Here is an 11,275-nt window from a genome sequence, read left to right on the forward strand (position 1 = left end):
ATTTTTAACAGTGTACGGTCTTTTTTTCCGAAGTGGTGATATAAAGCAGCTCCTGCATGCAACATCGCCAAACCGATTAAAGCAAATGCCATGATCTCATGTAATTCACCGGCTATGTCTTCCTGATTTTTCACATTCAGCGGATAAGCGGGTAATTCGAACCAGTTAAACACACTGACCGGGTCGCCGTTAGCACTGGTAATAAAATAGCCGCTAATAATCACAGCGAAACAGAGTATGGACATTAAGGATTGCACGATTCCAGCAATTATGCGTTCGTACGCTTTTAAAGACGCATCATACTCGGGTTTTGGGGTGAGTCGCCGCAGGAACACACTCAAAACAAGAATAAACATCAAAATCAAACCGATGCTTTTATGCCAATGCGGAATCAGTGTATACAGTGCATCATAATAATCCATTCTCACTATCCATAAACCACTGACAAAAAGTCCTATGATAGTTAATGCGATTAACCAATGTAGAATGACGCGTGATAATGGATAGGAGACTGGTTTTACTGGATCGTATTCACTCATATGCCGTTATACTAGCAAAAACACAAACATTATGAAGGGTTATAAATAATGAAAACTGCATTTATCTGGCTTGGACGACTCGCTGCTTTTTTAGGGCTGTCGGCCTTTATTTTTTTGCTCCTGCAAGGTCCGGGCTATCAGGCGGGCTGGTGGGATATTGGCACCTCGTTTCGTGGGAATTTCCCGAAAATTGTAATCGCTGGCGGCTTGGCGATCTTACTGGGTACCCTGGCTTTCATTGGTCCACGTTTCATTAAAGAACCCTCGGTAAAGCTCGGGCTTATCGGGGTCATCGCGGGTTTATCCGCGGCCATTGTGCCGATCAGTATCAAAAAGACCGCCGAAAGCGTGCCACCCATTCACGACATCACCACCGACACTCGCAATCCGCCGGCTTTTGTGGACATGCTCGAGTTACGTAAAGACGCGCCCAATCCGGCAAGCTACGATCCCGCCATTGCGCAACAGCAACTGGATGCGTATCCGGATTTGCAAACCCTTGAATTGTCGGCATCAAATACGGATGTTTTTTCTGCGGCCCTGAAAGTTGTGGACTCTTTCGGCTGGGATAATGTTTCCAGTGACGTGAAGACCGGACGTATTGAAGCGACCGACACCACGACCTGGTATGGATTCAAGGATGACGTAGTCATTCGTATTCAAGCGTCAGGAGCTCAAACCCTGGTTGATGTACGTTCCAAATCTCGTTTGGGCAAAAGTGACCTGGGTGCCAACGCAAAACGCATCCGGAAATTTCTGGATGCGTTGCAGTCTAGAGTGAATTAAGGCTTGAGGTAGATCAGGTAAAGTACTTAATGGCCTGCTTGATCATTTTTTTCACGCTGTTCTTGTACGGCGGAAAGAACATGTGCGTGGTGCTGAAACGGTCACGTAACACACTGCGTTCATGCGAAAAGGCTTTAAAACCGTAATCGCCATGGGCTTTACCAATGCCGCTGTTATTCACGCCGCCAAATGGCAGGTTCAAATGCAGGAATTGCACCATATTGTGATTAATGCAGGCGTCACCTGACGAGGTTTCGGATAAGACCTTATTGATCACCGCGTTGTCTTTACTGTACACATATAAGGCCAAGGGCTTGGGTTTGTCATTGATGTAGTCAACCACCTGCTTGATATCCGAATAGGACATGATCGGCAGAAGCGGGCCAAAGATCTCTTCTTGCAGGATCTTGGACTCCGGAGTCACATCACTTAAAACGGTTGGCGCAATAAAATTTGTGGCGGCATCTTTCTGACCACCATTGATCAGCGTGGCACCATTCTCGATAGCATCTTCAAGAATATTGTTCACCCGATTGAAGTGGCGATTATTCACGATTCGGCAGTAATCCGGGTTTTCCTGGATCTTTTCACTATCGCCATACAACTTTTGTAAGTTGTGTTTAAATTCAGAAATAAATTCGTCTTTAACCGCGTCGTGCACAAATAAGTAATCCGGTGCGATACAGGTCTGGCCGTTATTGGCAAACTTGCCCCAGGAAATATTGCGCGCCGCTTTTTTGATGTCAGCACTTTGGTCCACAATAGTCGGGCTTTTGCCGCCAAGTTCCAGTGTGACTGAGGTCAGGTGCTTGGCAGCAGCCCCCATGACGATCTTGCCGACTGCTGGACTACCGGTGAAAAATATGTGATCGAAGGGCAAGTTGGTCAGATGTGCAGCCACATCAACGTCTCCCTCAAACACACTGACCATTTCCGGTGAAAACGACTCTTCAACAATCTCTCGAATCACTCTCGACATATTCGGTGTCAGTTCCGACGGCTTTAACATCACAGTATTACCTGCAGCAAGCGCGGTTAGCATAGGCCCGAACGACAGATTATACGGATAATTCCAGGGTGAGATCACCAAACACACGCCTTTGGGCTCCTTGATGATCTTGGCCTGGGTGCCAAGGGATGCCAGGGTTGGACGAACTTTTTGTGGTTTCATCCATTTTTTCAAATGCCGCTTGGTGTGTTTCAATTCGGCGGTCACGGCAAATATTTCGGTGAGATCGACTTCGGCTTCGGTTTTGCCATAATCCGCAAACGCCGCATCGTACATTTTTTGTTTGGCATTATTAAATACCGTTTCAAAACGATTCAAAAGAGCAAGTCGGTCTTTGTAAGTGCTGGTGCGTAATTTAATCGCTTGATTCTGTTGAAGTGCAAATATTCTATCGATCTCGGCCAGACTACTGTTATGTGCCGTTGGTATTTGAACTACATTATTAGCTTGCATGATAAAACCTCAAGTATTTGAAAAATGTACTGCTCTATTCTGGTCTCAATACCAGCGATAGGTGAATTGTAATGCCCAGGAGCGTAAACGATCGGTTTGGGCAAAGCCGTTACCGGCCACCAAAGGTTGGTCATTACTGCTGGCACTGATAAATTCATCGGTCAGGTTCTTGCCCAGCAGGGCAACATCCCACAAGCCATCGTAGTCACCAAGACTCAAGCGCAGATCCAGTTTGGTGAAGCTGTCTTGTAAAGCGTATATTTCATCCAGATCAGAAGCGACCAGGTAGTCGTCAGAATAATTAATGTTAAGAACCGCACGGCCTTCGAGACGGCTGGTGACGGGTCTGCGGTAATCAAAATTCAGGTTGAAGGCGAGTTCGGGAGAGAAGATGTTGGTGCCTCCCGCGGCATTACGAAATGCTGTAGGCGTACCACGACCAATACAATCACCACGGTTATTGGCATCACTGCCAGCCCAACACGGCGCATTCGGGAACTCTTCGTATTCCGCATTCAGTAATGTGCCGGCAAATCCCATGGTCAGGTGATCCGTTGCAGCCCATTTGAGGTCCATTTCCAGGCCGTTGGTCTGGATCTCGGCCGCGTTTTGCACAAAAAAGGCCGTTGCGCCATCAAAAATACTCACTTGATAATCTTCGACCACGGTTTGGAATAAGGTTGCATTGAATGACATGGCGCCATCGAGTAAGCGACTTTTGATACCCAATTCGAAATTCGTTGCTGTTTCTTCATCGTACTCAAAGAACGGATTGTCGTTGGTGCGTAAGAAGCGGCCGTCAAAACCACCGCCTTTGGTACCGGTGGAAACGCTTGCATATCCCAGCACACTGTCATTGAGATCGCGTTCATAGGTTAGCGACCACATCAAGTCACTTTCCGAGCGTTTGCGGTCGCGAATATCGTGTTCAAAGGTTCCCAATAATCCAGCGTAAACGGCTTCGGTCAAAAAGCCGGGTGTGATGCCACCACCAATGTCGGTGGTACCGAAACCGGCTAAAAAGGCGTCATAGTCTGCCGCTGTGTCGCCCACGGTAATGCTGCCTGGCGGCAGGGTGAGTAAGCCACTGTAGTCCCAGCCGGCGGTAAGGCGTTTATTCAAAAAGTGATCGGCAACTTTATCTTCGTCCAGATAGCGCAGGCCCGCCGTGATGCGTGAGATATCGGATAAGTACCAGGTGCCCGAACCGAATACCGACCACATCTCCTGGGTTTGGTTCATGCCATAGGCACGGGTCAGGTTCGGTACCAGCAAGGGGGTTGGCACACCCACTTGTTGAAACGCAATGGTTGAACCAAAGGCTTCGGTTGAGGTGTATTCGAGATCGCTGTCGTGATAATAGAAACCCGCGATGTAATCAAACACATCACTGGTCGGTGAGGTTATGCGTATCTCTTGACTGAATTGGTTGTAGTCTTCCCTGGCATCCACTTCGATCAGGGGAATTGCAGCAAAATCACAGTCGCACACATCGCGATATTCGTATTCAGCAAAACCGGTAATCGCGGTAAGGGTGTGCTCGCCAAGTGCCCAGTCCAGGGTAACGGTACCCACACTCATTTCATTATCACTGAACTCCGGCAGGCTGGGGAAGCCGGGTAAACCGGCAAAGGTCGGTACAACCTGACCGAGTAAAACACCACCGTCGTTATCGACAGCGCGTTCGTTATCCAGGGTTTCAACCCCGTTACCGCCGGTAGCGGCTGCAACCAAGGCCTGGTTAAGACCACTGATCGCCATAGAACCAGGAGTAAAGGGATTCGTAATACGCAGTTGTGTGGACTGTTGTTGTTGTTTGAATTCACTGGTTTCATATTTTGCCGTCAGTGTGACCGTGTCGCTTGCATCAAAAGCCAGGGTCGCCCGAATGGTTTGATCATCACGCTGTGGACCATCCTGTTTATTGACCACATTAGTCAGATAGCCATCCAGTTCATAACCGCGATAGGCGAGTCGCCCGCGTACCCGGTCGGACAAGGGTCCTGAAACTACGGCGGTGAGTTCCTGTTCGCCGTCGTCCCAACTGTACAAGCCACTGAGTAAAGCCTCGAAATTATCCGTTGGTTTGGCGGCGATCACATGTACCGCACCGCCAATGGTGTTTTTACCGAATAAAACCGATTGCGGTCCGCGTAACACCTCCACGCGTTCCAGATCCATAAACGGCGCACGGGTTAACTGATGTCTGCCCATATACACGCCGTCGTGAAACATAGATACCGATTGTTCGATACCCTGGTTGGCTCCCGCAGTTCCGATGCCGCGGATGAAAATAAAGTTGCCAATGGGATTCTGGGCCACGGTGATGGCCGGCATGTCGGCGGTAAAATCTTCCGCCCGTGTGACGGCCATGTCTTTCACGGTTTCACCGCTCATGGCAACCACTGAAATGGGTACATCCTGAAGGTTTTCGGCGCGCTTGGTCGCGATCACAATGACCTCTTCCAAAACCCGGGCTTCGCTTTCCTGAGCCAGGGAAGTGGAGGTGCACACAATACTGGCGAGTGTTGCAGTAATCACGACAACAAAGATTTTCAGTTTCATAATAACTCCAGATTTTTGCTTTTATTGTTTGTTATTTTATTACAAGTCTAAATCCATAAAGTCCGTTTTACTGATGCGACAATATCATGTCCGCCGCTTTTTCAGCGATCATGATACTTGGCGCATTGGTGTTGCCGCCGATCAGGGTTGGCATGATGGAGGCATCTACCACGCGCAGATTCTCAACTCCGTGGACACGCAGCTTTGCATCCACCACGTCCATATCGGAATTGCCCATACGACAACTGCTTACCGGATGATAAACCGTATCGGCGCGCTGACGCATCCAGTAGGCCAATTCATCATCACTCATTGAACCCTTGGTGTAAACCTCTTTTCCGGTGGTTCCATGCAGTGCCTTGCTATGCAGAATTTCACGCGTGATCTTATAGCCTTTGAGCAAGACATTCAGATCATCTTCTTCGCCCAGGAAATTCAGGTCAATTACCGGATCGGCCATCGGATCACTCGAGGCCAAAGTAACCGAACCGCGACTCTTGGGTCGCAACACACAGCTATGGCAACTGATTCCGTGACCCAGGTGTAATTTGCGTCCGTGATCATCCACGATTCCGGCCACAAAATGCAGTTGGATATCAGGTCTCGCCAAGTCTGGATCGGTTTTCAAAAAACCACCAGATTCCGCGTAATTACTGCTGAGCAATCCGGTACGATCTTTACGATACTGGTTCATGGCCTTGAGCACATCGAGAGTCCCGGAAGCGGAGATACCGATGGTTTGCTTATTGGCCGACTTGTGTACCGAGGTGTAATCCGGATGGTCAACCAAATTGGCACCAACCCCGGGCAACTCATGCACCAGTTCGATGCCGTGAGGCTGTAAGTTATCTACCGCTCCAATTCCCGAAAGCATCAATAATTGTGGAGATTGAAAAGCGCCAGCTGCTAGCAGCACTTCTTTGTTGGCATCAATTTGCAGTGTCGTGTTTTTATGGCGCAGCTCAACGCCGGTGGCCCGTTTGCCTTGCATCAGGATTTTGCACGCTCTAGCATCAGTCAATACCGTCAGGTTTGGTCGCTCGCTGACCGGTTTTAAAAAAGCAACAGCCGTGCTACAACGACTGCCATTGATCTGGGTCATCTGGTAGCGCCCAACACCTTCCTGGGTGTGGCCATTGAAGTCATCGTTTTGCACATGGCCTTGTTCAATCCCGGCCTCAATGAACAATTCATGCACCGGATTATTGCTGAAACTGTCACTCACATTGAGCTCGCCATTTTGACCATGTAATTCATTCTGTATGCGTTCGTTGTGTTCCGAGCGTTTGAAATAGGGCAGTACATCACTGAATCCCCAGCCCGGATTGCCGAGCTTTTCCCAGTCGTCATAATCAGACTGATGACCGCGAATGTAGATCATGGCATTGATCGAACTGCTGCCACCCAGGGTTTTGCCGCGCGGTTGATAGCCACGCCGACCGTTTAACCCGGCTTGCGGCGTGGTATGGAATTGCCAGTTATATTTTCCACCCATCAAAGGCGTACCACGCATCATCGTGACCGTGCCCGCAGGGGTGTGTATAAAGGTGGAATTATCTTTGGCACCGGCTTCTAGCAAACACACGCTGGTATTCGGGTCGGCGCTCAATCGATTTGCCAAGACACAACCGGCGGAACCTGCACCAATGATCACGTAGTCAAATATCAATGTTTTCTCCAATTCTGCTTAGGCAATTCAGCGAAACCTTCGATGATATAGAAAATATTTTTCGCAGCATTTGCATTTATATGACGAATGTAATTTAATCAACACTATATTTCAAACGACGACAGTAACATATTGCAATGCACAATGTTACATTCGACGTCTGCCTTGCTAAAGTCACCAGTATAAGTGTCAAAGCCCGCAGTGAAATCTGTGTCTTGTTACCTTGTTCAAACAAGCATGCAGCAAAATTGATAATAAATATACTCAAATCGCTTACGAGGAGTCGAATGATGAGAATCGCATTGTATAAAACCCTGAGAATCCTGACCTTACCTGCCATTGTTGGTCTGGCCATCAGTTGTCCGATATATGCCGCTGATGAAATTGAAGAGATTATTGTGACCGCCACTAAACGCAATGAAACGATCTTTGATGTACCGGTGGCCGTGACCGCAGTGAGCGGTGAAGATCTTGAACAAGCCGGGGTGCGCGACATCACCGATCTGCAGACAGTCGCACCAGCATTGACCTTTTCACAATCCACCGGCGGCTTGCAATCGGTTTTTGCCATCCGGGGCATTGGTACCGCCGGCAATAACACCGGCCTGGAACAGTCTGTCGGGGTTGTGATCGACGGCGTGTTTCGTGGACGACCGGGTTCGGCCTTGAATGATTATATCGACATTAGCCAGATCGAGGTCTTGCGCGGTCCACAGGGCACCATCTTTGGAAAGAATACTTCCGCTGGTGTGATCAATGTGCGTACTGCAAAGCCAAGCTATGAACCGAAAGTACTCGCAGACCTGACCCTTGGTGATTACGGTCTCTGGCATGCCCGAAGTTCCATCAGTGGTGGCAGTGAAGATGACAATGTGGCTTTCAGTTTAGCCGGTTCCGTACAAAACCGTGATGGTTACATCGACAATCTGGTCAACGGCGACAGTCTCAATGACCGCGACCGCTGGTCGGTACGTGCCCAGATGCTGTGGGAACCAACAGATGATATTTCCCTGCGTATGATCGGTGATATATCCAAAGCCGAGGAAAAATGTTGTGTGGCTGTTCCGGTACTCTACGGGCCTGCATCCGGCGCGATCCAGGCCGTCGGAGGTAGTCTGGTGCCAAACACTCCGGGTACCCTTGGGGATTACACTGGTGGTATTGCGAATTTGGAAGCACGAGAGGTCTACGTCAATCCTGAGCAACCGTATATTGATCCACTCGATGACAAAGGGCTCTCTGCAGAACTGGAATGGGATCTGGGTACGGTCACGGCAACCGGTATTGCGGCATTTAGAACATTTGAAAGCTTGCCCAATATCGATGCCGATTTCACCAGTGCAAATATTTTTGACAGCGTGATTGGACAAGACCTGGAAGAAACTTCGCTGGAAGTGCGTTTTGCATCCAATGGCGACAATATGCTTGACTGGTTGGTCGGCGGTTATTATTTTGACCAACACATCAATGCGGATAATTATCTTGGTTTTGGCTCCGACACCCGGCCTTATGTGGGCTTTGTGACTCCGTCAACGGCCAATCCGTTTACTGGCGGAATGACCCAGATCAATGTGGTGGATCTGGTCGAGATTCTAACTAGCAATGCTCCAGGAACATTCTTTGCTTCAGGACAGGCGTCCACCGACAAGTATGCCTATGAAAATGGCAGTTACGCTTTCTTTGGTAATGCAACCTGGCACGCCAGTGACCGAATGGATCTCACCGCAGGCATGCGTTACACCAAAGAAGACAAGGAAGCCTGGTATGTGATCGACTCTACCGATCCTTTCTCACAATTACCTCTGAACGTCATCGCCGGTGGTGCTTTTGCCGCTTTGTCGTCATTACAAACCTCTCCTGCGGTAGATCCGTTTTATGTGGATTTTGAGGACGACAATGTCTCTATCGCATTGAGTGCGAGTTTCGAAGTAAATGATCAGTTAAACACTTACCTGCGCTATTCCGAAGGGTATAAATCGGGTGGTTTCAACCTGAATCGCAATGGTCCGAATACCGCGCCGGGCACACCAGACCGGGTTGCCAATTACGCAGACCTGGTTGCAGCCAATCCGCAGTTAACGCCATTACAGTCCCTGCAAGACGCAGTGACCTTTCAGCCAGAGACTGTGGATGCGATCGAATTCGGATTCAAGTCACGTGCACTGGATGGCCGTCTCAAGCTCGACGGTACCTTTTTTATTCAAAACCTCGAGAACTTTCAGGCCAATTCGTTTAACGGCACGGTATTTACCATTCGCAACGCCGGCGAACTCGAAGGCAAAGGTCTGGAGCTGGATTACAGTTATGACTTTAACGATAACTTCTCAACATCCGGTGGGGCAACTTTCCAGGACATTGAGTATGCATCCTTTACCGGCGCATCGGCCACCGCCACCCAGAATGCCATGGGAATGCCAACCCAGGATCTCTCCGGCGCCAAGCCCAATTTTGTTTCAGACGTAATTTTGACGGGCTCGTTTAATTACATGCGACCGTTGGCCAACAACCGCGAGTTCATGGCGCGCCTGGGTTATCGATATCGCTCGGATTACACCACCGGCCAGGATAATGACTCGATCACTTTACAAGACAGCTACACTAAATGGGATGCCAGTGTTGGTCTCTTGACCGCTGAAGGGAAGTGGGCCTTTGAATTATGGGGACGTAATATCACGGATGAAACCGTTAGTAATATTGTGTTTGATACCCCTCTGCAAGCCGGCTCGTTCAGTGCCTTCTTGGAGGCTCCAAGAACCTATGGCTTGACCATTCGTTATAAGAATTGATCCAGATTTCAATGGATGCTGATAATCAACGGACCGTAAACTTTTGCGGTCCGTTTTTAATAACTGGGAACCGTTGTGTCTAAAAATACAAATACATTTTTCATTCTGCTTGGTATTTCTCTGGGCTTGCTGTTAACAATAACTGTTCAAGCAACAAAAACAAGTCCACCGCTTAACAGCGCAAATGCCATCAGCAACTTTGGCCCCATCCCGGGGCCCAGAGACTGCTTTTGGTCGCGCGGACCGCACAGTGCTGATCCGTATATTAATCTTGCCTATCCGGATTCCTCGGTGTTTTATTGGGCGGCGAGTTTTAGCATTCCAGAAAATACCAAACTGTTTATCGAGGGTGATTTTGCGCATGCGCGTTATCAATCTTTTATTAGTTATGATGAACGCGGTCGACCGGTTGAGTCACTAACCGATTACCTGATCGAGCCAAACACAGGTTCAGTCAATCCTTATCGTAACGGTGCTGAACGAAAATCGACTAACCGGGCATACAGTGTCGAGGTGTTGAATCAAGCTCCACCAAAAGAGCGAGCGATCGGTGAGTTGAGTACCGGCTTGTCGGCCAATATTTTGCACACACCTGAATACAACCAGGGTCAACAGCTCATCATCTATCGCATATATTTACCCGATGAAGGGCATTGGCCGGCTGATGGAAATGTGAAATTACCCGCTATTCGTTTGGAGGCCACAGACGGCCGCTCATTGACTGGCAAGGCTGCCTGCGACGCACTTAACACCAAACAACTTTTACAGATTTCGGCGGATGCGGCCGGAGTACCACCCGTTAAGTATCGGGAACTGTTGAATCAACCTGGCAAACCGGATACCTGGCCGGCCAAAGTAGACGCAGAATGGTTTATCCAACTCGATCGTCCCAGTCTGATCGGGATCTACACTGGAAAGATGACAAAAAACCCGCGTCGTAGCGAAGGCGGATTTTATCCCAATCTGGATAACCAATACATCCGCACCATCGTGAATCGCAAACATGGCAAGGTCTTCATGGTTCGTGGCAAAATGCCTAATGTGCCCAGTACCTATAAAGGCAATACTGAAATGGAAGAGGGTGAATTGCGTTATTGGTCGTTATGTTCCAATCAGGGATTTGCAAACACACGCGTGAATGATTGTTTGTACGATGAAGAAGTGCCGCTGGATGCCAACGGTTTTTACACAGTTATGGTCAGTCGCGCCGCAGACCGTCCGCGCAACGCCATCAAGGAATGCGGTATCGCCTGGTTGCCCATGGCCGATGACGGTGATGGCATGTTTGATGAAGATGTTACGGTGGTACAAATACGCAATATGCTGGCTGCACCTGACTTCAAACACTCCATCACCAAAGTAGACAAACAAGCGGATCTGGAAAAAGTTATGGGACCTTACATGCCAAAAACCCGTTATCTGATGCCCAATCAGGTAGAAACATTTTTTCCCTGTTTACCGGACTAGA

7 protein-coding genes are annotated in these 11,275 nt (G+C 48.8%); 3 read left to right on the forward strand and 4 right to left on the reverse strand.

The annotated features are described in order from the left end of the window. Positions 1-539, reverse strand: a 539-nt coding sequence (locus HKN88_00420; GenBank protein NNC96514.1) for a cytochrome b, incomplete at its 3' end; no start/stop codon positions are given. Between the two features lie 48 nt (positions 540-587). On the opposite strand from HKN88_00420, the gene HKN88_00425 reads away from it, so the two are divergent. Beyond that, a complete protein-coding gene (locus tag HKN88_00425) occupies positions 588-1,325 on the forward strand; it encodes a DUF1499 domain-containing protein (GenBank protein NNC96515.1) in 738 nt (245 codons plus the stop codon). Positions 1,326-1,338: 13 nt separating this feature from the next. Here the strand turns inward: HKN88_00425 and HKN88_00430 are convergent, their stop codons facing one another. The 3 genes from HKN88_00430 to HKN88_00440 all read right to left on the reverse strand — a co-directional run bounded on the left by HKN88_00430 (position 1,339) and on the right by HKN88_00440 (position 7,033). After that, complete coding sequence (locus HKN88_00430; protein NNC96516.1) at positions 1,339-2,787, reverse strand: aldehyde dehydrogenase family protein; 1,449 nt, start codon at positions 2,785-2,787, stop codon at positions 1,339-1,341. A gap of 45 nt (positions 2,788-2,832) precedes the next feature. Then, positions 2,833-5,352 carry a TonB-dependent receptor gene (locus tag HKN88_00435; protein ID NNC96517.1) on the reverse strand — a complete coding sequence of 840 codons (2,520 nt, stop codon included), beginning with the start codon at positions 5,350-5,352 and terminating at the stop codon, positions 2,833-2,835. Positions 5,353-5,419: 67 nt separating this feature from the next. Further along, complete coding sequence (locus HKN88_00440; GenBank protein NNC96518.1) at positions 5,420-7,033, reverse strand: choline dehydrogenase; 1,614 nt, start codon at positions 7,031-7,033, stop codon at positions 5,420-5,422. 278 nt (positions 7,034-7,311) lie between these two features. On the opposite strand from HKN88_00440, the gene HKN88_00445 reads away from it, so the two are divergent. After that, complete coding sequence (locus HKN88_00445) at positions 7,312-9,807, forward strand: TonB-dependent receptor (GenBank protein ID NNC96519.1); 2,496 nt, start codon at positions 7,312-7,314, stop codon at positions 9,805-9,807. Positions 9,808-9,882: 75 nt separating this feature from the next. Further along, complete coding sequence (locus HKN88_00450; protein ID NNC96520.1) at positions 9,883-11,274, forward strand: hypothetical protein; 1,392 nt, start codon at positions 9,883-9,885, stop codon at positions 11,272-11,274. The last annotated feature ends 1 nt before the right edge of the window (position 11,275 follow it).

The sequence above is a fragment of the Gammaproteobacteria bacterium genome (assembly GCA_013001575.1).
In the GTDB taxonomy this organism is placed as follows: Bacteria; Pseudomonadota; Gammaproteobacteria; order Steroidobacterales; family JABDMI01; genus JABDMI01.

Excerpts from the sequence above, each read along its gene's own strand:
- HKN88_00430 (NNC96516.1), bottom strand. The coding sequence starts at position 2,787 with ATGCAAGCTAATAATGTAGTTCAAATACCAACGGCACATAACAGTAGT.
- HKN88_00435 (NNC96517.1), bottom strand. The coding sequence starts at position 5,352 with ATGAAACTGAAAATCTTTGTTGTCGTGATTACTGCAACACTCGCCAGT.
- HKN88_00425 (NNC96515.1), top strand. The coding sequence starts at position 588 with ATGAAAACTGCATTTATCTGGCTTGGACGACTCGCTGCTTTTTTAGGG.
- HKN88_00445 (NNC96519.1), top strand. The coding sequence starts at position 7,312 with ATGAGAATCGCATTGTATAAAACCCTGAGAATCCTGACCTTACCTGCC.